Origin of the sequence: Absiella sp. AM09-50 (assembly GCF_003433845.1) — a bacterium.
Classification (GTDB): domain Bacteria; phylum Bacillota_I; class Bacilli_A; order Erysipelotrichales; family Erysipelotrichaceae; genus Hoskinsella; species Hoskinsella hominis.
On record NZ_QVFI01000005.1, the window covers coordinates 150,633 to 170,027 of the forward strand.

Sequence of the window (19,395 nt, forward strand, 5' to 3'; positions counted from 1 at the left end):
TATGGAAGAAATAACAAGTGTATCCGTCAAAGCGCTGGTGGAGGCCTTTGACTTTGAACAGATTACAGGAGATGAAGAAAGCCTGAATCGTCAGATTGTCATGGCTGATACCAATCGTCCTGGTTTAGAGCTTGCCGGCTTTTTTGAAAACAGTCAGGTAAAGCGTCTTGTTGTATTAGGGGATAAAGAAATTGCCTATATCTCAACAATGAGTGTACAAAAACAACGCAGAGCTTTTGATTTTATCACCAATGAAATTACACCGGCGATTATTATCACAAAAGGACACAAATGCCCGGATGTATTAAAACGTTGTGCGAAACGCAAAAATTTCCCAGTCTTAAGTTCTGAGTCTGCGACAACACGTCTAATTGTAGATCTGGTAGCGTTTTTGGATGAAAAACTAGCCAGTTCTCAATGTCTGCATGGAGGGTTATTATCCATCTATGGAAAAGGCGTGCTGATTCGTGGAGAAAGCGGTATGGGAAAAAGTGAAATTGCACTGGAGTTAATCAAACGCGGACATTTATTAGTCGCAGATGATCGTGTAGATTGTTATCGTATCCACAATAAGATTGTGGGAAAAGCGCCAGAGCTGTTAAGTGGGATGCTGGAAATACGAGGAATCGGGATCATCAATGTTGCCCGTATGTTTGGCGTAAGTTCTGTGCTTCCAAAAACACAGGTGGATTTCCAGGTGAATTTAGAAATGTGGAAACCTGATCAGGATTATGATCGTGTGGGTATTGAAGAAAAGAAACACGAAAATATTCTGGGAGTGGATATTCCTAAAATCGTTGTCCCAGTCAGAGAAGGTCGTTCTATGGCCGTCATTATTGAGTCAGCGGTAACCAATTATATGTTATCCGAAATGGGAATGGATAGCGCTAAAGAATTTGAACAACGTGTATTGGATTATATTGAAAAGAACAAAAATGCACAATAGACAGGAGGAACGTCATGTCATTATTTCCAGATATGCAAACAGTATTAACCATAGGACCGCTTCGTGTGACCTGGTATGCTGTCATTATTTTAACAGGGGCATTCCTGGCGTATCATTTATCTATTCGCCAGTTAAAAAAATGGGGATATGATGAAGATCTGTTTCTAAATTTCTTTATCATGATGCTGCCAATCAGTATTATTGGCGCAAGAATTTATTATGTAATTTTTGAATGGAGTAATCAGTATGCCGCAAATCCAATTCATGCATTCTATATATGGGAAGGTGGATTGGCAATACATGGAGGCTTGATTGCCGGTGTATTGTTTGGTGTATGGTACTTTAAAAAACATTGTATCAATGGACTGCGTGTTGCGGATGCAATATTTCCTAATGTAATGCTAGCACAGGCAATTGGTCGTTGGGGAAACTTTATGAATCATGAAGCATATGGTGGAATCGTTGCGGATTCCTTCTATGATCATTTTCCAGCTTTTATCAAAGACAATATGTATATTGATGGACATTATCGTCAGCCTACATTCCTATTTGAAAGCATTGGCAATCTGATTGGATTCTTCTTAATTTCCTTTGTTTATAAAAAATACGGGCGTAAAAAACGTGGAGATATGGCATGGGCTTATCTAACATGGTATGGTATGGTGCGTTTCTTTGTGGAAGGCATGCGTACAGATTCTTTGATGTTAGGACCATTACGTATTGCACAGGTAGTATCGATTGTGGGAATCGTAATCGGTTTATGTGGAATACTGGGTGTATGGGATAAGCTGTTTCATAACTTATGGCTGTTTAAAAAAGCAAAACCTGTTGTGGTATTTGATTTAGATGGCACTCTAGTGGATACAAAAGATTTAATTTACGCAAGTTTTAGGCATACTTTTGAAAAATTTAAGCCAGGTTATACCCTAAGTGAAGAAGAACTGCAAAGCTTTTTAGGACCAACCTTAAAAGACAGTTTTTTACGATATTTTGATGCCAGTCAGGTAGATGGAATCATTGCATATTATCGTGAATTTAACCACCAGTATCATGATGACTATATAAAAGAAGTACCACATGTGAAACAGGTATTGGATTATCTGAAGGAGCAGGGCTATGATGTTGCGGTAATGAGCAATAAATTAAAAGATGTTGTGATGATGGGACTGGAAAGTGCTGGTCTTACTTCTTATTTTACAGTTGTATTAGGTGGAGAAGATGTGGTTAAGCCAAAACCTGATCCAAGTGGGATCTTAAAGGCTTGCGCCATGATTCCACGTTCTCATGATGATGTCATCTATGTTGGGGATTCACCAACAGATATAGAAGCAGCAAAACGAATGGGTGCTTTCTCTGTGGCATTTGTGCTGGATAAATCAAGAGCAAAACAAATGCAGGATACACATCCATGTGCTATCATAAACGATATGCAGGAGTTAATAACTCTGGTAAAGGAGGATCACGAATGGAGCGACGTTACGATTTAATTATCATTGGTGCAGGACCGGCAGGAATGTCTGCGGCTATCTATGGTTCAAGAGCTGGTTTAAAAACAGCAATGCTGGAAATGGGGGCACCTGGTGGAAAACTTGTGAAAACATATGAAATCAGCAATTGGCCGGGTATCACAAGTACGAATGGTGCAAAACTTGCAAGTGATATGTTTGAACATTCTACAGCGTTTGGCGCAGAATATCTTTATGGCAATGTAGTAAAAGTAGAAGATGGCGAATACAAAAAAGTTATTTGTGATGATGGCAATATTTATGAAGCAAAAGCGGTAATCGTTGCTACTGGTACCCAGGAACGTATGATGCATATTCCAGGAGAAGAAGAAAATGTCGGTCGTGGGGTCAGCTATTGTGCGGTATGCGATGGAGCATTTTTTAAAGATCAAGAGGTTGTAGTCATTGGTGGTGGCAATTCTGCATTAGAAGAAGCAAATTATCTGACACAGTTTGCATCACGTGTTAACATTGTTATCCGAAGAGATGTATTCCGTGCAGACAGTATTGTACAAGAAACGATTAAAAAGAATCCTAAAATCACGATTGTCACGAAACATATCCCGATAAAAGTGGTAGATGATGGAAAACGTGTGATTGGTCTAGTTGTGGAAAATGTAGATACACATGTACAAACAGAAATTAAAACACATGGAATCTTCCCATATATCGGATTAGATCCAGCAACATCTTTCTTAGAAGGTCTGCCAGTATTAAATGAAGCAGGATATATGATTGTTGATGAAAACTGTGAAACAAAAGTCAAAGGCATCTATGGTGCCGGAGATGTTATTGATAAGAAACTGCGTCAGGTGGTCACAGCAACAAATGATGGCGCAATTGCGGCACAGCACGCATTTCACGAAATCAAAAAACTATAATTTCTTAAGCATCCCTATCGGATGCTTTCTTCATGTTTTGGATATGGACATCATTTTTTTACGAAATTCTTACAATTTATCTCATGATATCCAAATTTTTCGATTTTTATGTTCCTTAGCCTGAATTTATGATATGATAATGCAAATTCCAGTTTTTAAAAGAAAGGTGTAATGTGGCATGATATATTCTAAAATGCAAATGAAACTACCAGAAATTCAAATTGTGGAAAACTTTTTCACAAATATACAGGCAGGCAGCATGGAAGGCTTACAAGTGTTGATGAGTGAATCCTGTTTTAAAACATATCAGGCAATGTTGGATTCCTTATATGATGGCTATCGCGAATTTCTTAATCAGGATATGTATGGAGAAGAAACCGCAAAAGAAGCTGAAAAGCTCATTCATTATTTATATGGACACTTATATCGAACATGGCATATAGAATCTTATACAGCCAAGGGTGATACTTTTCAGATACTTGTACAGATGGAAATCGCCAGTGCGAAATCCTTTCAAAATTATGTAGAGGCCATTGATTATGATGGAATAGCACGTTGTATTATGCAGGATGAGCGTAATCTTAAAGAAATAATCCAGATTAGAGATCATGGAGATATGCAGGAAATGGAACGTTTTGCCAGAATCAAACAGGCGCCATATCTGATCAAAGAAATGAAGAAAGCAATTGATCAGTCGGTGTATGAAGTGTGTGAAAAAATTTTTATAATACAAAAACAAAATGGGAAATACAGCATCACAGATATTCAATAATCCATATAACATCAGATTAAATATGGCACATCTTACACGCATGTGGTAAACTTATGGTGAGGTGATCCTTATGAACGAACAGAATGTTGTATTGATAACCGGAATGTCAGGAGCCGGAAAAACGACTGCGATGAATATCTTGGAGGATATGGGATATCATTGTATTGATAATTTTCCAGTTCAGCTGATTGATTCTTTAGGTGAAATCATAAATACAAAACCAGATCCAAGATATACCAATATCGCATTGGCAACAACAGCACTAGATTATCCTAAATTTCTTCAGTATTTTGAAAATATTGATGTGAATGTACGTGTGGTATTCTTAGATGCCAGCAATGATAAGCTGCTGCTGCGTTATAAATTTACAAGAAGACATCATCCAATGATGTTATTCAAGAAAGCGAATACGCTAGAAGAAGCGATAGAAGTAGAACGTGATATGTTTGATGCATTAAATGAACGTGCGGTATTGCATATTGATACCACCAAGTTATCCCAGCAGGAATTAAAAACCGTCCTGATGGAAAAACTTTCTTTAAACAGTCATGAAGTATTCTCTATTTCCTTTGTATCCTTCGGATATAAACATGGGGTTCCATTAGATGCGGATCTTATTTTTGATGTCAGATTCTTACCAAATCCATATTATATAGAAGAACTGAAAAATCAGACAGGAGATGACGCACCTGTCTATGAATATGTGATGAGCTTTGATCAGACGAAGGAATTTATCAGACAACTGAAAGCATTCCTGGATTATATGTTTGTACAGTATAAGAATGAAAAGAAAAACCATTTAACGATTGGTATCGGATGTACGGGTGGACATCACCGCAGTGTATCTATCACCAACTGGCTGTATGATCATTATAAAGATCAGTTTCACTGCTATAAGTCACATAGGGACAAGAAAGTGGGATAACTAGATGAAAAACGTTGTAGTAATCGGAGGAGGAACCGGCCTTTCTGTAATGATGCGTGGATTGAAACAAATCAAGGATATCAATCTGAGTGCAATCGTTACAGTAGCGGATGATGGTGGAAGTACTGGGAGAATACGCCGTCAGTTTCATATCCCGGCTATGGGAGATGTACGTAATGTCATGTGCGCCATGGCACAGGAGGAAACGATTTTTACCAGTCTGATGAATTTTCGTTTTGATGGAGAGGAAAGCGATGTTGGCGGACATAATCTGGGAAATCTGATATTGACCGCTTTAACGCAGACGACAGGCAGTTTTATGGAAGCTATTCGCACCTTCTCAAAATTCTTAAATGTAAAAGGTGAAATCATACCTTCATCTTTGGATATCATCACTTTATATGCGATGATGGAGGAAGGTACGATTGTACGTGGAGAAAGCAATATACCAGCTTTCAATAACCATATTGATCATGTTTTTTATGAAACCAAGGTAGAGCCGACAACAGAAGCTTTACAGGCGATACATGAAGCAGATTTGATTGTATATGGGATTGGCAGTTTATATACGTCAATCATGCCTAATTTGATTGTGGATGGCATCAGTGAAGAAGTACGTATGAATAAAGCCAAAAAAATATATTTTTGTAATGCCATGACACAGCCGGGAGAAACAGATGGTTTCTCATTGGAAGATCATGTAAGAGCAATTGAAAAACACAGCTTTCCAGGTGCGGTTGATGTGGTCATTACTCATACCAATCGTGCAAGTGAAGAAATCTTATATAAATATAAAGAAATGGGAAGTGAACCTGTGAAAATCGCAGAAGAAAATCATCCCTATAAGATATTGGAAAGAGATGTTTTATCATTTGAAGATGAACTGATCCGTCATGATTCCAATAAGATTCGTGATGTGATTCAGGAATGGTTAGATAAGGATGAATAACTATGTCATTTACTACGGAAGTAAAAGCCGAAATAGCAGGAAATGAGTTGCATGCCTGTTGTAAGAAAGCGGAATTGACCGCATTGATTCAAATGTGTGCGACGATGAATTTCACAAGTGAAGGTATGCAGATACATGTACAAACAGAGAATGCAAACACCGCAAAACGTATCTTTAAAATGTTAAAAGAGATGTATCAGGTAGATACACAACTGTCTGTCTTGAAAAAGATGAAATTAAAGAAAAACAATGTTTATATGATCCGTGTGAAAAATAAAGCAATGGAAATCCTGCGTGATTTGGAAATATTGACAGATGATGGTCTGCAAGAGCATCCTAGCGCAAAAATGGTGCGAAAGGAATGTTGTGCCAGAGCATATTTAGCAGGTGCCTTCCTTGCGGGAGGAAGTGTAAATTCACCCAATAAAAGCAATTATCATTTAGAGATTAGTACAACATCTTTATCTTTAGCGAAGTTTATTCAAAAGCTTATGCTTCGCTTTGATATGCCTGCGAAATATATCAAACGCAGAAATCAGGAAGTTGTATATTTAAAGGCTAGTGATAAGATTGGTGATTTCCTTCGTTGTATTGGCGCAAGTGATGCACTGTTTGCCTTTGAGGACAGTCGTATCCAGCGGGATTTCATGAATTCTTTAACACGTTTAGATAACTGTGAACTGGCCAATGAGATGAAGAGTATGGCAGCTGGCAAGAAGCAGCTGGAAGATATTGAATGGATTGAAAATTATCAGGGCATTGACTCTTTACCAGAAAAGCTGCAGCATGTAGTCAATGCAAGAAAACAACTGCCAGAGGCAAGTCTTGTGGAGCTTTGTGAATTCTGTGAACAGGAATATGGGGAATCTATTTCCAAGTCAGGGATGAAGCATCGTTTGGCAAAAATCAAAGATATGGCGGAGCAATACCGCAGTAAAGTATAAAATAAGAAAAAAGGCGCAGAATAGTAAGGGTGAAACTTATGAAAAAAATCCTACTGTTACTAGCGCTTTTTCCTTTTCTTCATGCCACCAGCTATCATGGTGAGCTTGTTTCTTGTAAAAGCGAAGAAATCATATTAAAACTTCAGGGTGAAGAAGTACCTGTTGCATTATTCAACATCAAAATGAAAGATGAAGCTGTCTGGAATAAAACCTGTGACCTGTTGTCATCAGCGAAAAAAATCACAATTGAAATAGATCCATCCAGTGCAATTACATCGCCTCTTCCAGTCTATCTGTTTGCGGATGATACCCTTGTGCAGGAAGAACTCATCAAGCAGCAAGAGGCATATATCCAGATTAGAAATCCAGAATATACTTATGAAAAACAAATGGAAGATGTAGAGAAAACAGATACCGTTATGGCACCTGAAAGTGATCCTATTGTTAAGAAGGCACATGCGAAAAATGCACCAATTTTCCTTTTTATACTATCCTGTGTATGGTGTATTTTTCTGTTCATTTTTTTACACAAAAAAAAGCAAAAAAATGATTAAAAATAGTTTTTCTTTTGGCTGTTTTATGTTACAATACGACTAAAGAAAGGTAAGGGAGGACTATGGAACATAAACCACTGGTCACTTCCTCTGCTTTGCCAAAGGAGTTGAAGAACTGTAAGCAGAAACAAGAAGACATTATAGAAACACCCATGCGTATTGAAGCCCGCTTTGGAGTGAATGTAAAGCTCTTAAGAAGAAAACGTTGTATTACGCAGGTGGAATTAGCCAAAAGATGTGGCCTCCATCAGAATTACATTTCGGAAATAGAACACGGAAAACGAAATGTCACGTTACGGGTAATAGAAACGATTGCAAAAGCACTGGAAGTGCATGAAAAAGAATTTTTTAATTGGAGGGAGTGAAATACTCTCTCTTTGTTTGTCAATCTTACAGGTTTCCTGTATAATAAAAACAGAAAGTTGGTGGATATATGGAAACTTTGATTTCATTATTAATATTTGTCGCAATTATTGCGGTAGTTATCTGGATTGCCCCTATTTTATTAACAGGGCTTGCGATTTTGGTGATTGCTGTTTTGATATATGGTATTTACGCAAGACATAAAGTAAAAAAACAGCTGGATGAAATGGAACAAGATCAAACCTATTATGATGATCGCAATGATACTGGATATTATCATTCTTCATCATCAAGCGATGACATCATCGATGTAGAATTTACAGAGAGTGTAGATGACAGTGATGATTAAAGAAGCATCATTAGAAGATAAAAAACAGGTCTATGAGCTATGGAAAGCCAGCTATCCCAGCCAGAACCAGAATTATCTGACTTATTATTTCAAAACCCTGTTTGATCAGGGCACCTGTCTACTACAGGAACAGGATAATAAAGTAATTTCATCCATTCAAATGAATGAACATGTGATTTCATTTGGCGCTCGCAAGATTGCGATTGCATACCTGCTTGGCGTAAGCACCCTGCCAGATTATCGTCGACGAGGACACATGCGTACCTTAATGGAGGCAGCACTTGATGAAACTAGTCATAACTATTTATTTACCTTCATTAAAGCATTTAATCCAAAACTTTATGCACCATATGGTTTTGAAACAGTATATGCCCACCGTCATTTTTTGATCAAATCGGAAGAATTAAATAAAGTCAGCTGTTTACATACGCAAAAAGAAGCAACTGCTTCTCAATTGTTGTATGCATATAAACGCTTTATTGTGAAGTTTGATGGGTATTATATACGTGATCTTGCATATTATGAACGTTTATTAGAGGAGCTGGAATTAAAAGAAAAACGCATGGTTGTTTATCGTGACCCTGTACAGGGCGTATGTGGGTATTTGATCTATCAGATCATCAAAGATGAAATACAGGTTAAAGAAGCAATCTATCAGGATAGTATCTCATTAATGAGAATGTTGAAAGCAATCAGTGAACCTGAAAGAGAAATTTTAATTGAAGTGAGCGAGAAAGAACATTTAGAAAAGATATTTCCTCTTGCGATACCCAAAAAGCAGGGATTTATGATGGTACGGGTAAACAATTATGAATTATTTAATAAATATTTTAATAAGCAGGTAAAAAATGCAAGAGAAGCATTTGAAATCTTAAAAAAGCCATTATGGCTTCATGAATACTATTAAAGCCTCATTTTGAAGGCTTTTTGTTTATAGAAAAGGTGACAGCGTAAATTAACTGTCACCTCTATTGTTTTATGCTTCTTTTCCTTTTTTAACAAATGCCATTATCTGAATAATACCAAATACAACACCAAATACAGAGATTAAATAATTTAATCCCAGCATAAAGCCAGTGAATTTTTGTTGATAAGCATTTAATATGATCAATACTGCCAATGCAAAATATAACAACACTTTCAATAAAATTCTGTTTTTTGTGTCGTCTGCGGCACTTTCCACAAGACCAATACGTTTCTTTGGTTTGAAATCAATCATTTGTGGCACAGTTTTTAAGAACTTACGGAATTTTACTTCCATGACACCATATGCGACAACACCAAGCCCAAGACACATCCATAAAGGAAGCTCAAACATATAAGTTAATACTGCCGCAAATATACCGATTACAAAACGCATTGCATAGGGACGATAAGCCTGTTCACGATCATCCAGCACATATCCGCATTTTGTGAAAACATCATAATACACAGCACGTCCATGACTATCTTCATAAATATGAATGCCACCTAATTTTAATTTATCATCTTTTTGATATTTATTACCTTTTCTCGCCATTTTATTCACCTCTAGGTATCATTATATATGTAAACCTTTTATTCGTCTAGCAAAACCAGTCTATAAATTAATAATTATTTTGCACAAATTAGTAATGATTTATTTCATCCGTTGTTTTTTTACAACCATTGTTTTATAATGAAGACGTAATGAAAAGGATTTCATAGAAAAGGAGCGATGAACATGATTTTTGGAAAAGACAACACAGAATGGGAAAGTTTGAAAGGAATCTTTACTGCAACGGAGATTAACCAGCAGCCAGCTACTTGGAGAAAGACAATCAAACAAATCGAAGACAATAAGGATGCATTAAAGGCATTCATCGAAAACGTAACGAAAAATGAAGATTACGACATTATTCTTACAGGTGCTGGAACAAGTGAATTCGTTGGAAATGCACTTTATTCTTACCTGAACAAATTGACAAACTACAAAACAAAATCTTTTGGTACAACAGATATCGTTGCTACTCCTGAAAACTACTTATCACAGAACAAACCAACACTTTTGATCAGCTTTGGACGTAGTGGAAACTCTCCTGAATCCGTAGGTGCTGTTGATGTTGCTGATGAAGTATGTGGCAATAACGTTTATCATTTATTTGTAACTTGTAACCATGAAGGAGCATTAAGTAAAGCTGCTGAAAAACGCGATAATGCATTTGCAATTAACTTAACTCCTGAAACTCACGACCAGAGTTTTGCTATGACTTCAAGCTTCTCAAATATGATGCTTGCTACATTATTATGCTTCTGCTTAGACAATTTAGATGCTGTAAAAGCAGAATTAGAAGATGTAATTACAACTGCTGAAAAATCATTAGCAAATGATTATGGATTCTTTGCAAATATCGTAAAAGATTATAACTTTAACCGTATTGTTTACCTTGGTGCAAATGCTTTAAAAGGTATTGCACAGGAATCTCAGCTAAAAATGCTGGAATTAACTGCTGGTAAAGTTGCTACAATGTTTGATACACCTATGGGCTTCCGTCATGGACCTAAATCTATCATCAATGATGAAACATTAACTGTTATCTATGTAAGTGACAACGCATACACTCGTCAGTATGAAGTTGACTTAATCAAAGAAATGAGCGCTCAGCGTAAAGGTAACAAAATTGTTGCAATCATGAACAAGATGGATAAAGAAGTAGCTGAATTAGTAGATTATGCATATGCATTTGAATTAAATGAAGAACACGACAATATGTTGTTAGGATTTGATTATATTACAGCTGCACAGGTATTGGCATTGTTTAAATCATTATCTTATGGTATTACACCAGACAATCCATGTCCAAGTGGAGAAGTAAACCGTGTAGTAAAAGGTGTTATTTTACACCCATACACAAAAGCGTAAGAAAAATCAAATAAGAAAGCGAGGATATTATATGATCGGATTAATCGTTACAGGACACGGAAATTTTGCAACAGGACTTACTAGTTCATTAAAATTAATTGCAGGAGATCCAGAAAAATATGTTGCAGTAGACTTTTTACCAGAATATTCAGTAGAAGATCTGGAAAGAGAATTAAACAAAGCTTTTGATGAATTGAAAGACTGTGAAGGAATCTTAGTATTATCTGATTTAGGTGGAGGTTCTCCATTTAAAACAGCTGTTACTATTGGTTATCCAAAGGGTAATGTTGAAGTATTGGCAGGAACTAACCTTCCAATGATGATTGAAGTAAATATGGCACGTAAATTTATCGAAGAATTACCTGCACTTACAGAAATGGCTATGAATACAGGAAAAGACCAGGTTGTTCGTTATGAATTTAAACCAGTTGAACAGGATATTCCTGAAGATGGCATTTAAGGTGTAGCGTATGACATTTGATTGGAACACAATCTTCTGGTCAAGCTTTACCATTGTTGTAATGATTATTTTGTTCTTGATTTTCTATTACATCTATAGTGCAAGAGCAATGAAGAAGAGCAGAACAGCAATGATTGAGCGCTTAGATAGCATGAAAGTAGGCAAAGAAGTGCTATTCTCTGGAGGAATCAAAGGAAAAATCACAAAAGTTGGAGAAGAATATCTAAATGTAGAAGTTTCAAAAGGTGTTGAATTCACAATTTCAAAACTTGCAGTCAGCGAAGTTCTTTCTAACAAAAAAGCAAAATAATTAAAAACCGGCATAATTGCCGGTTTTTTTCAGTTACAGGAGTCTATAGCCTGTTGTAAAATCTTCTTATCTTCCTTATTTTCGCAATTTGACAACATGTTTTTCAAATGAATCATACATGTATCCGTATCAAATAATTCATAGAAAATATCCCAGATATCATCATCGCATGTGGATGGATGCGACATTTGTTCCCAGAACCAATCTAAATATATTGGTTCTTCATCATAAATTCCATCATAAAACATTTCTTTTACTTCTTCATAAAATTCATAGAAATTTTCATTCTCATCCAGATTTTTTAATTCCATCAATGACAGCAGATAAGGAAACTGATCAGCTGTTGACAATTTGTGTAGTTTGTTTATAATTTTTTCAGTTTCATTAAAGCACTTCATCATTTGATTATAATTCAAAGGGTATTGTAATTGTTCCAAAAGATCGTCAATCTGTTGTAGTAACAAATCATCGATAGCATGTGGCTTTTGCATATTTTTCACCATATCATAGTTCTCCTCTTTTTTACATAATTTAATTAATATATTGCACATTTCTTCTTCAGTTAAGGATGCAATTAATTTTTTGATTTGTTCCTCATATTTTATTCCAACTATCGAAGATTCGATGGTATAACACAAAGCAGCCATATGTTTACAATTTCCATGCTCACTTGCAAAAGGGCAATCACACTCCATGGATATTACTGTGTTATTTTCCACAGTAACAGATGTTTCATAAATTTCACTACCCAATATTGTAGCTGAATATGTGTTATCATCCACAATTACATCATGTACGTGATTTTCTGAAAAATAGGTATATCCTCTTTCTAATATAGCTGGCATGAACTGATCTTCAAAATAGATTTTCATCTCGAGCATACCTCCTTATATTTAAAGTATATAGCATATTGTTACATCATTCTTGTAAGAATGAAAAAAAAGACATGAAATTCATGTCTAATTGTAAATTGTTTTGGCATAGTCTGTAGGCGTAATGCCATATTGCTGCTTAAATTTTCTTGAAAAGTAATGAATGCTAGTAAATCCCAGCATACTGGCAATTTCACTGATGGTGTACATACTTTCTTTGATCAACAGTTTGCTTTTCTTCAATTTTAAATCGCTGATATATTGTTTTGGCGCAACATTTAAATTGTTTTTAAATAATGTTTGTAAACTGCTTCGTGATATGGAGAACTTATGACATATTTCTTCTATCGTTAATTGCTCGTATATCGTATCATTGATATAAATGATAATCTCATTTAATAATTCATTTTCAAATCGTTGCTGCATTGGTGTAGAAGCAATTGGTGATGAATTTAAGAAATCATATTGTAATACACGAATGATCAGTTCTTTTAAATAACATAGCATTAGTTCACTGTCATACATCATATCATTATTGCTTACTTTGATAAATTCATTTAATGCATTGTGAATATCACGATGTGCATGGTATACACGATTTGTTATTAAGTAAGGATCAGCCATCTCCATATCAAATAGGATTGTCAGGTAAGATACAGACTGGCTATGCCCTGTTTTTTGTGTGTGATATTGCCCTGGCGAGAATAAGATTAAATCCATTTCACCTAATTCATAAGGTTCATCATCAACGGTTGTTGCTAATTCACCATTATCGATGAATGTAAGCTCCCAATAATCGTGGCTTTCTCCAGGGAAGGTGTAATTCGCATTACGTACCTGATAATAATATCCAAGAATTTCTTTAATATCAAAGGAGGGTGTAATAGGTTCATATACAATTGGGATTTTTCCAAAAGTATCTACAGTTGTACGTTTGGTTTTTGGATCTGTTTCCATCATGACTTTTGCATTATTGGAAATACAAAGAAAATTGAATTTCACACCGGCTTTAACTTTAATAAAACGATGGATGACAAATCGTTCAAATTCTTTACAGGTATCATCATTACTGACGACAAGCATGACGATACCAGATTCAACACGTATATATACATCTTTATTATATTGATAAAAAACATCAAATTCCTTATCTTTTAATTTGATAATCGTATGACTCATTTTTTTCTGGCGAAGGCGTGACAGATCGTTTATGATTTCCCCATAACGATTGAAAATAAAGCTGGTAGTTTTATTAAACATCGAAATCACCTCATTGCCTTAAGTATATCAAAAAATTTAACATCCGAAAAGAGAAAAGCAAGAAACATAAAAATAAGAATTTTATTACAAATTTTCAAAAGTTGATGAAAGAGTTTACATTTATGAGATTATCATAGATTTAGACAAAAAAATACATGCAATCTTAACAATCCTTAAGAATATGTAAAATCTTGCGGTCGGCATGTAGAATTTTTTGAATTTGTCTAAATTGATATAAAAAAAGATGTTAAATTGTTAAAAAGTGCAAATCGAAACATAAAAAGTGTAAAGCATTTTGACTTGTTTTGACATAAAATTTTAATGAACTTCATGAAAGGGTTTTCGTAAAAGATCTTCCTCATCAAAGATCGCTTACGCATTAAGTTCATGTTAAAAAAGATAGAAGGGAGAGAGCAAAAATGCCAAATATCGTTTTAACAAGAATTGACAACCGTTTAATTCACGGACAGGTCGCTACACAGTGGTGTGGAGTTGTAGGAGCTAACTTATTGTTGGTTGCTAATGATGCAGTATCTAAAGATGAATTCCGTCAGGGATTGATGAACATGGCTGCACCAGCTTATGCACAGACACGTTTCTTCTCAATTGAAAAAACTTGTGCAATTATCGACAAAGCTAGTCCAGCACAGAAAATCGCAATCATTTGTGAAAATCCACAGGATGTATTAAGACTAGTGAAAGGCGGCGTGCCAATTAAAAAAGTAAACATCGGAAACATGCACATGGCGGAGGGTAAACGTCAGGTGGCTACATCAGTAGCAGTTAATGATGATGATGTTGCTTGCTTCAAAGAATTACAGGATTTAGGTGTAGAATTGGAAATCAAACGTGTTCCAGACACTGCAGCTGAATCAATTGACAAATTATTTAAATAAGAATTAAAAAAAATTCAAATTATTTAATTGAAAAAATTAAGTAATGAAAGGAGAAAAATATGGACTTTAATATTATTGAATGTGTCTTATTGGCCGTAGTAACATTCCTGTTCGCAATCGACCAGTTCTCATTGACAGAAATCGTATACCGTCCAATCATCGCTTGTCCAATTATCGGTCTAATTCTTGGCGATATGCCTACAGGTTTAGCCGTTGGTGGTGCTTATGAGTTGATTATGATTGGTAACATGCCAGTTGGTGGGGCACAGCCACCTAACGCCGTTATCGGTAGTGTTGTAGCTATGGTGTTTGCTGTAAAAGCGCACATGGATACAAACGCTGCATTAGGTACAGCTATGATCTTCGCTACTTTCGGACAATTCGTTGTAACAATCATGTTTACAGTTATGTCTGGATTAATGGTAAAAGCTGACAAAGCTGCTGCTGAAGCAAATCCTAAAGGAATTACAAATGTATTAAATATCTCTATGGCAGGTATGGGTACATTATTCGCAGTAATCGCTATTGTTGCTTACACTGGTGGTACAGCTATGGCTGAAACATTAACTAACTTACAGCAGAGTGCTAGCTGGTTAATGGGTGGTCTTGCTGCAGCCGGCGGTATGATGCGTTTCGTAGGTTTCGCTATCTTATTGAAGATCATGTTATCAAACGACATGTGGGGTTATCTGTTAGCAGGTTTCGCACTTGTTCAACTGTTTGGTAATATACCAGCTCTTGCTGATGCTGCATTGATCTTAGTAGCATTTATCGGTATTGCTATCGCTCTGAACGACTTCTTGACTCAGAAAGCAATTAAAGAAAATGCTGGAAACGGAATGGGAGGTATGAGTGATGGAATCTAGTGCTATGACAACTTACAAAGATACGACTCCTGCTGCCAGACTTGATAATAAAACTTTAAATAAAATGGTATGGCGTTCTATGCAGTTGCAGGCTGCGTTCAACTACGAACGTATGCAATCAGCTGGATGGTTGTGGGCTATCTTACCAGGTTTACAGAAAATCCATACAAATAAAGATGACTTAGCTGCATCTATGACACACAATATGGACTTCTTAAATACTCACCCATTTGCGGTAACATTCGTTATGGGTATGGTATTATCTATGGAACAGCAGAAAATGGATATTCAGACAATTCGTTCTGTACGTATTTCTACTGCAGCTCCATTAGGTGGTATTGGTGATGCATTATTCTGGTTTACACTAATTCCTATTACTGCTGGTATGACTGCTAACATGGCAATCGACCACAATATTATGGGACCAATTCTGTATTTCATTATTGCCTTCGGTGTTGAAATGGCTCTTCGTTATGGCTTATTATATTGGTCTTATAACTTAGGTACAAAAGCTGTTTCTATGATGACAGCAAATGCGAAAGAATTCTCTCGTGCTGCATCTATCCTTGGTGTATTCGTAATTGGAGCATTGATTGCTAACTATGGTGGAGGAACTAAATTAGGTATCTCTATTCCAAATGGTCAGACACTAGATGCTGCTACTGGTGAAATGGTTGATGTATTCATCAATATTCAGGATTACTTGAATAAAATCTTGCCTTGTATTATTCCATTACTGTTTACATTAATGTGCTATTTCTTAATCAAGAAAAAAGGCTGGACACCAAGTAAATGTATCTTATTATTCCTAGTAATTGGTATTGTTGGAGCTATCTTCGGTATCTGGGCTGGCACTTATACACCATTAGTTCCAGTTCCTTGGAATGTAATTGGGTAAATTATAGTTACCATAGCTCTCTAACTATATCTATCTTAATGAAAAAAGAGTCAGAATCTTACGATTTTGGCTCTTTATTTTATTTAATATGTTGTCATACTTTCGTCAATACGTGCTTTTTCTTCGCTGATCTCATCTTCTAATTGTTTAATATAATCCTTTACAAATGGCACATATATTGATTTTGGATGAAAACAAACCAATGCATTTTTAAAATATATCAGTGCATGCTCTTTATCATTAAGATAAAGGTATTGTATTGCCATATAATAAACAATTACACCAAGAGGAAATCCATAATATTTCTTGGAATCTATCTGTTGATCCATGATTTCTAATAAATCACTACGCTTATGGAATACAACCTCATATGCCTGTTCATTATAAACGATATATCTTTGATCTCTTGTTTCTCTAATACCTTCCAGTAAAAGATCTGCATATTTTTGATTCTTTTTCAAAAGGAAAGTATGATAATATGTGGTTAGAAATTCTTTTTTGTTTTCATCGCCATAGTTATAATTATGAATCATTTTATTTAGCAGTTCATCAAAATTCTCTACATCTTTTGCTAGATAGTAAGCTCTGATTTTATGCAAATCACATACAAATTCACCTAGTAATCTTCTGCTTACCTTCATATCAGATATTTTAACTGCAGTTTCATAATCTTGGCGGTTTAACGCTTTTTTCATGTTATTTAAACTAAATTGTTTCATTCCTAAGTAAACAAGAGCAATCAATGCAATCATAATAAACAAAGCAATCGTAATTGGGTTCATAGATTTATTCCTCGACTTTTCTAAATTTTAAGAAAAAGGTCATGAAAGTTCATGACCTTTAAATGCCTACTAGCATTACATAGAACGGAGAGTTGCCTTTCTATTGTTTTAAACTATTCTGGCATTGTTACAGTTACACCAGATTTAGCTAACTGATCAACAACACTCTTAACAGCATCCCAAGCCTGCTGTCCAGTCTTTTCTGCTGGAGCTGGAGCTGGGTAGTCATACCATTGAACAAGTGGGTTATATCCACCAGGAATAGTATTTCCATCAGAATCCATTGCTTTAGAATCACCAGCAAAGATACCGAATGCACAACCAACGATACCACAAACCAAAATCAGAAGGATACATTTAACAGGAGTCCATCCTTTTTTGATTAATGCGTAAATACCTAATGTAATCAATAATGGAATTAATTTAGGAAGGATACCATCAATCAATCCCTGAATATTAATTGCAGGGTTACCAACAATGATACGTAAAGAAGTTGTACCATAAGCAGCGATTAAACCACCAACAACGAAGATACCTAAGATAGAAGCTGCACGTGTGAATTCTTTTGCATTAGAAGTCAACATTGTAACTGCTTTTGTACCTAAGCTATAAGACCAGTGCATTAACCACCAACGAACAACGAACTGAACAACGTTGAAGATAATAAGGAACATGATAGCACCTAAGATATTACCTTCCATTGCGATATTAGCTGTTAAACCAGCTGTAATTGGTACTAATGTCAACCAGAACAATGCATCACCGATACCACCTAATGGACCAGCTGCAGAGATACGTACAGAACGAATTGTTGCAGTATCTGCTTTGTTTTGTTCAAGTGATAATACAATACCCATAACGAATGTTACTAAGAATGGGTGAGTATTTAAGAAGTCTAGGTTGTGAGCCATAGAAGCTTTTAAATCTTCTTTGTTTGTATGAATTTTCTGTAAACCAGGTAAGATACCCCATAACCAACCACAAGCCTGCATTCTTTCATAGTTGAATGAAGCCTGAAGGAATCAAGACATCAATACCATTTTGTTCAATGTTTTATTATCAAGTTGAGCAGCAGGTGTCAAATCTTGATATTTTTCAGGAATATTATATGCCATCAGAAACACCTCCTACATTTGATCCAGCACTTTCTTTGATCTTTGTGTGAATCTGGTAATCGTAAAGAGCGATTGCAACACCAACAAATGCACACAATAACAGAGTTGCGCCAGAAACTGCAGCGATGTTATTGCAGATAACTGCCATTGCGAAACCAGCAAGCAGGAAGCCCCACATTTCGCCTGACATCATAACTTTCATCAGGATAGCGAAACCAACAAACTTCATTGCTCCACCAGCAGCATCTAAACCAGCCATTACCCAAGAGAACTGGAATGAGAAGTCTTTTAATGTTGCACCTAAAGCAGTACCACCATATAAACCAGCTACAGCCAAAGCACCAAACAGGACACCTAAGATACCCATTTCCATAAAGTTGATATTACGGATACCTTTTACATCAGCATTTGCTGCATAATCATCAGCTTTAGCCATTAAACCTGACATGATTGTAAATGTCAAAGTTACTGCATACTGTCCGAATACTGCGAATGGAATAGCAAGACCCATTGCTGCACCAACACCATCAGCTGTTGCTTCCATGTTTAATGATACAGCGAATACAGTTGCCATAATTCCACCCAGAATTGCGTTAGGTGGCTGAGCTCCACCGATAGGCATACTACCAATCTGAATCAACTGGTAAGCACCACCAACAACGATACCTAATTCAAAGTTACCAAGGATCAAACCAATAATTGGACATGTAACGATTGGCTGATACAATGATTCTAAGAAGCTAAACTGGTCAATACCCATGATAAATCCTACTACAAAGACCAATAAAGCCTGTATAATATTTACATCCATTTTTTTCTCCTTTCATTACTTAATTCTTACAATTAAATAATTTGAAATTTTTTAAT

The 19,395-nt window shown here is 35.8% G+C and carries 22 protein-coding genes and 1 pseudogene; 17 read left to right on the top strand and 6 right to left on the bottom strand.

The window, feature by feature from the left end; translation table 11 throughout:
* The first annotated feature begins 1 nt into the window (after nt 1).
* From hprK to DW114_RS06785, 11 genes are all read left to right on the top strand, one after another.
* A complete protein-coding gene (gene hprK, locus DW114_RS06735; RefSeq protein WP_117453009.1) occupies nt 2–946 on the top strand; it encodes an HPr(Ser) kinase/phosphatase in 945 nt (314 codons plus the stop codon).
* Between the two features lie 14 nt (nt 947–960).
* The gene (gene lgt / locus DW114_RS06740) at nt 961–2,433 is read left to right on the top strand and encodes a prolipoprotein diacylglyceryl transferase (protein WP_117453010.1); all 1,473 of its coding nucleotides are present in this window, start codon (nt 961–963) and stop codon (nt 2,431–2,433) included.
* On the top strand, nt 2,412–3,332 hold the full coding sequence (gene trxB / locus DW114_RS06745) for a thioredoxin-disulfide reductase (protein ID WP_117453011.1): 921 nt from the start codon (nt 2,412–2,414) through the stop codon (nt 3,330–3,332). Before lgt ends, trxB begins: the two co-directional genes overlap by 22 nt.
* 178 nt (nt 3,333–3,510) lie before the next feature.
* Complete coding sequence (locus DW114_RS06750; protein WP_117453012.1) at nt 3,511–4,104, top strand: hypothetical protein; 594 nt, start codon at nt 3,511–3,513, stop codon at nt 4,102–4,104.
* Between the two features lie 70 nt (nt 4,105–4,174).
* Complete coding sequence (gene rapZ, locus DW114_RS06755; protein WP_117453013.1) at nt 4,175–5,029, top strand: RNase adapter RapZ; 855 nt, start codon at nt 4,175–4,177, stop codon at nt 5,027–5,029.
* A 4-nt stretch (nt 5,030–5,033) separates the two neighbouring features.
* A complete protein-coding gene (locus tag DW114_RS06760; RefSeq protein WP_117453014.1) occupies nt 5,034–5,978 on the top strand; it encodes a gluconeogenesis factor YvcK family protein in 945 nt (314 codons plus the stop codon).
* Between the two features lie 2 nt (nt 5,979–5,980).
* Entirely contained in the window at nt 5,981–6,922 is a 942-nt protein-coding gene (gene whiA / locus DW114_RS06765; RefSeq protein WP_117453015.1) for a DNA-binding protein WhiA, read from the top strand.
* Between the two features lie 38 nt (nt 6,923–6,960).
* The gene (locus DW114_RS06770; protein WP_117453016.1) at nt 6,961–7,476 is read left to right on the top strand and encodes a nuclease; all 516 of its coding nucleotides are present in this window, start codon (nt 6,961–6,963) and stop codon (nt 7,474–7,476) included.
* A gap of 62 nt (nt 7,477–7,538) precedes the next feature.
* A complete protein-coding gene (locus tag DW114_RS06775) occupies nt 7,539–7,841 on the top strand; it encodes a helix-turn-helix domain-containing protein (protein WP_233509486.1) in 303 nt (100 codons plus the stop codon).
* A gap of 68 nt (nt 7,842–7,909) precedes the next feature.
* The gene (locus DW114_RS06780; RefSeq protein ID WP_117453017.1) at nt 7,910–8,188 is read left to right on the top strand and encodes a hypothetical protein; all 279 of its coding nucleotides are present in this window, start codon (nt 7,910–7,912) and stop codon (nt 8,186–8,188) included.
* Nucleotides 8,172–9,095: a GNAT family N-acetyltransferase gene (locus DW114_RS06785; RefSeq protein ID WP_233509485.1), complete on the top strand. Its 924-nt coding sequence runs from the start codon at nt 8,172–8,174 to the stop codon at nt 9,093–9,095. The genes DW114_RS06780 and DW114_RS06785 overlap by 17 nt, the downstream gene beginning before the upstream one ends.
* 69 nt (nt 9,096–9,164) lie before the next feature.
* Here the strand turns inward: DW114_RS06785 and DW114_RS06790 are convergent, their stop codons facing one another.
* On the bottom strand, nt 9,165–9,707 hold the full coding sequence (locus tag DW114_RS06790; protein WP_117453018.1) for a hypothetical protein: 543 nt from the start codon (nt 9,705–9,707) through the stop codon (nt 9,165–9,167).
* 183 nt (nt 9,708–9,890) lie between these two features.
* On the opposite strand from DW114_RS06790, the gene DW114_RS06795 reads away from it, so the two are divergent.
* Genes DW114_RS06795 through yajC form a run of 3 tightly spaced genes read left to right on the top strand, consistent with a single transcriptional unit; the run spans nt 9,891 to nt 11,839 of the window.
* A complete protein-coding gene (locus DW114_RS06795; protein WP_117453019.1) occupies nt 9,891–11,069 on the top strand; it encodes an SIS domain-containing protein in 1,179 nt (392 codons plus the stop codon).
* A 31-nt stretch (nt 11,070–11,100) separates the two neighbouring features.
* Nucleotides 11,101–11,529, top strand: coding sequence for a PTS galactosamine/N-acetylgalactosamine transporter subunit IIA (agaF, locus tag DW114_RS06800; RefSeq protein WP_117453020.1), 429 nt, complete (start codon nt 11,101–11,103; stop codon nt 11,527–11,529).
* A 10-nt stretch (nt 11,530–11,539) separates the two neighbouring features.
* Nucleotides 11,540–11,839 carry a preprotein translocase subunit YajC gene (gene yajC, locus DW114_RS06805; protein ID WP_117453021.1) on the top strand — a complete coding sequence of 100 codons (300 nt, stop codon included), beginning with the start codon at nt 11,540–11,542 and terminating at the stop codon, nt 11,837–11,839.
* A 29-nt stretch (nt 11,840–11,868) separates the two neighbouring features.
* Here the strand turns inward: yajC and DW114_RS06810 are convergent, their stop codons facing one another.
* Both DW114_RS06810 and DW114_RS06815 read right to left on the bottom strand, forming a co-directional pair.
* On the bottom strand, nt 11,869–12,711 hold the full coding sequence (locus tag DW114_RS06810) for an SWIM zinc finger family protein (RefSeq protein ID WP_117453022.1): 843 nt from the start codon (nt 12,709–12,711) through the stop codon (nt 11,869–11,871).
* A gap of 87 nt (nt 12,712–12,798) precedes the next feature.
* Nucleotides 12,799–13,971: a helix-turn-helix transcriptional regulator gene (locus tag DW114_RS06815; RefSeq protein ID WP_117453023.1), complete on the bottom strand. Its 1,173-nt coding sequence runs from the start codon at nt 13,969–13,971 to the stop codon at nt 12,799–12,801.
* Nucleotides 13,972–14,390: 419 nt separating this feature from the next.
* Between DW114_RS06815 and agaB the strand changes: the two genes are divergently transcribed.
* From agaB to DW114_RS06830, 3 genes are read left to right on the top strand one after another with little or no spacing between them, the layout of a single operon-like run.
* On the top strand, nt 14,391–14,867 hold the full coding sequence (gene agaB / locus DW114_RS06820; protein WP_117453024.1) for a PTS galactosamine transporter subunit IIB: 477 nt from the start codon (nt 14,391–14,393) through the stop codon (nt 14,865–14,867).
* 59 nt (nt 14,868–14,926) lie between these two features.
* On the top strand, nt 14,927–15,733 hold the full coding sequence (locus DW114_RS06825) for a PTS mannose/fructose/sorbose/N-acetylgalactosamine transporter subunit IIC (RefSeq protein ID WP_117453025.1): 807 nt from the start codon (nt 14,927–14,929) through the stop codon (nt 15,731–15,733).
* Nucleotides 15,723–16,631, top strand: coding sequence for a PTS system mannose/fructose/sorbose family transporter subunit IID (locus DW114_RS06830; RefSeq protein WP_117453026.1), 909 nt, complete (start codon nt 15,723–15,725; stop codon nt 16,629–16,631). Before DW114_RS06825 ends, DW114_RS06830 begins: the two co-directional genes overlap by 11 nt.
* Before the next feature lie 83 nt (nt 16,632–16,714).
* Here DW114_RS06830 and DW114_RS06835 read toward each other — a convergent pair whose 3' ends face one another.
* From DW114_RS06835 to DW114_RS06845, 3 genes and pseudogenes are all read right to left on the bottom strand, one after another.
* Nucleotides 16,715–17,413 (bottom strand): hypothetical protein, encoded by a 699-nt coding sequence (locus tag DW114_RS06835; RefSeq protein WP_117453027.1) that lies wholly within the window; start codon nt 17,411–17,413, stop codon nt 16,715–16,717.
* Between the two features lie 113 nt (nt 17,414–17,526).
* Nucleotides 17,527–18,528 (bottom strand): annotated as a pseudogene (locus tag DW114_RS06840) (PTS system mannose/fructose/sorbose family transporter subunit IID).
* Nucleotides 18,518–19,339, bottom strand: a complete 822-nt coding sequence (locus DW114_RS06845; RefSeq protein WP_117453028.1) for a PTS mannose/fructose/sorbose/N-acetylgalactosamine transporter subunit IIC — start codon at nt 19,337–19,339, stop codon at nt 18,518–18,520. Before DW114_RS06845 ends, DW114_RS06840 begins: the two are co-directional and overlap by 11 nt.
* Nucleotides 19,340–19,395: the final 56 nt, after the last annotated feature.

What these genes read in the sequence shown, in the direction of transcription:
- agaF (WP_117453020.1), top strand. Translation starts at nt 11,101, where the DNA reads ATGATCGGATTAATCGTTACAGGACACGGAAATTTTGCAACAGGACTT.
- DW114_RS06750 (WP_117453012.1), top strand. Translation starts at nt 3,511, where the DNA reads ATGATATATTCTAAAATGCAAATGAAACTACCAGAAATTCAAATTGTG.
- whiA (WP_117453015.1), top strand. Translation starts at nt 5,981, where the DNA reads ATGTCATTTACTACGGAAGTAAAAGCCGAAATAGCAGGAAATGAGTTG.
- DW114_RS06780 (WP_117453017.1), top strand. Translation starts at nt 7,910, where the DNA reads ATGGAAACTTTGATTTCATTATTAATATTTGTCGCAATTATTGCGGTA.
- agaB (WP_117453024.1), top strand. Translation starts at nt 14,391, where the DNA reads ATGCCAAATATCGTTTTAACAAGAATTGACAACCGTTTAATTCACGGA.
- lgt (WP_117453010.1), top strand. Translation starts at nt 961, where the DNA reads ATGTCATTATTTCCAGATATGCAAACAGTATTAACCATAGGACCGCTT.
- DW114_RS06830 (WP_117453026.1), top strand. Translation starts at nt 15,723, where the DNA reads ATGGAATCTAGTGCTATGACAACTTACAAAGATACGACTCCTGCTGCC.
- DW114_RS06835 (WP_117453027.1), bottom strand. Translation starts at nt 17,413, where the DNA reads ATGAACCCAATTACGATTGCTTTGTTTATTATGATTGCATTGATTGCT.
- DW114_RS06760 (WP_117453014.1), top strand. Translation starts at nt 5,034, where the DNA reads ATGAAAAACGTTGTAGTAATCGGAGGAGGAACCGGCCTTTCTGTAATG.
- DW114_RS06810 (WP_117453022.1), bottom strand. Translation starts at nt 12,711, where the DNA reads ATGAAAATCTATTTTGAAGATCAGTTCATGCCAGCTATATTAGAAAGA.
- DW114_RS06785 (WP_233509485.1), top strand. Translation starts at nt 8,172, where the DNA reads ATGACAGTGATGATTAAAGAAGCATCATTAGAAGATAAAAAACAGGTC.
- DW114_RS06825 (WP_117453025.1), top strand. Translation starts at nt 14,927, where the DNA reads ATGGACTTTAATATTATTGAATGTGTCTTATTGGCCGTAGTAACATTC.
- DW114_RS06815 (WP_117453023.1), bottom strand. Translation starts at nt 13,971, where the DNA reads ATGTTTAATAAAACTACCAGCTTTATTTTCAATCGTTATGGGGAAATC.
- rapZ (WP_117453013.1), top strand. Translation starts at nt 4,175, where the DNA reads ATGAACGAACAGAATGTTGTATTGATAACCGGAATGTCAGGAGCCGGA.
- DW114_RS06845 (WP_117453028.1), bottom strand. Translation starts at nt 19,339, where the DNA reads ATGGATGTAAATATTATACAGGCTTTATTGGTCTTTGTAGTAGGATTT.
- DW114_RS06795 (WP_117453019.1), top strand. Translation starts at nt 9,891, where the DNA reads ATGATTTTTGGAAAAGACAACACAGAATGGGAAAGTTTGAAAGGAATC.
- DW114_RS06790 (WP_117453018.1), bottom strand. Translation starts at nt 9,707, where the DNA reads ATGGCGAGAAAAGGTAATAAATATCAAAAAGATGATAAATTAAAATTA.
- DW114_RS06775 (WP_233509486.1), top strand. Translation starts at nt 7,539, where the DNA reads ATGGAACATAAACCACTGGTCACTTCCTCTGCTTTGCCAAAGGAGTTG.
- DW114_RS06770 (WP_117453016.1), top strand. Translation starts at nt 6,961, where the DNA reads ATGAAAAAAATCCTACTGTTACTAGCGCTTTTTCCTTTTCTTCATGCC.
- trxB (WP_117453011.1), top strand. Translation starts at nt 2,412, where the DNA reads ATGGAGCGACGTTACGATTTAATTATCATTGGTGCAGGACCGGCAGGA.
- hprK (WP_117453009.1), top strand. Translation starts at nt 2, where the DNA reads ATGGAAGAAATAACAAGTGTATCCGTCAAAGCGCTGGTGGAGGCCTTT.
- yajC (WP_117453021.1), top strand. Translation starts at nt 11,540, where the DNA reads ATGACATTTGATTGGAACACAATCTTCTGGTCAAGCTTTACCATTGTT.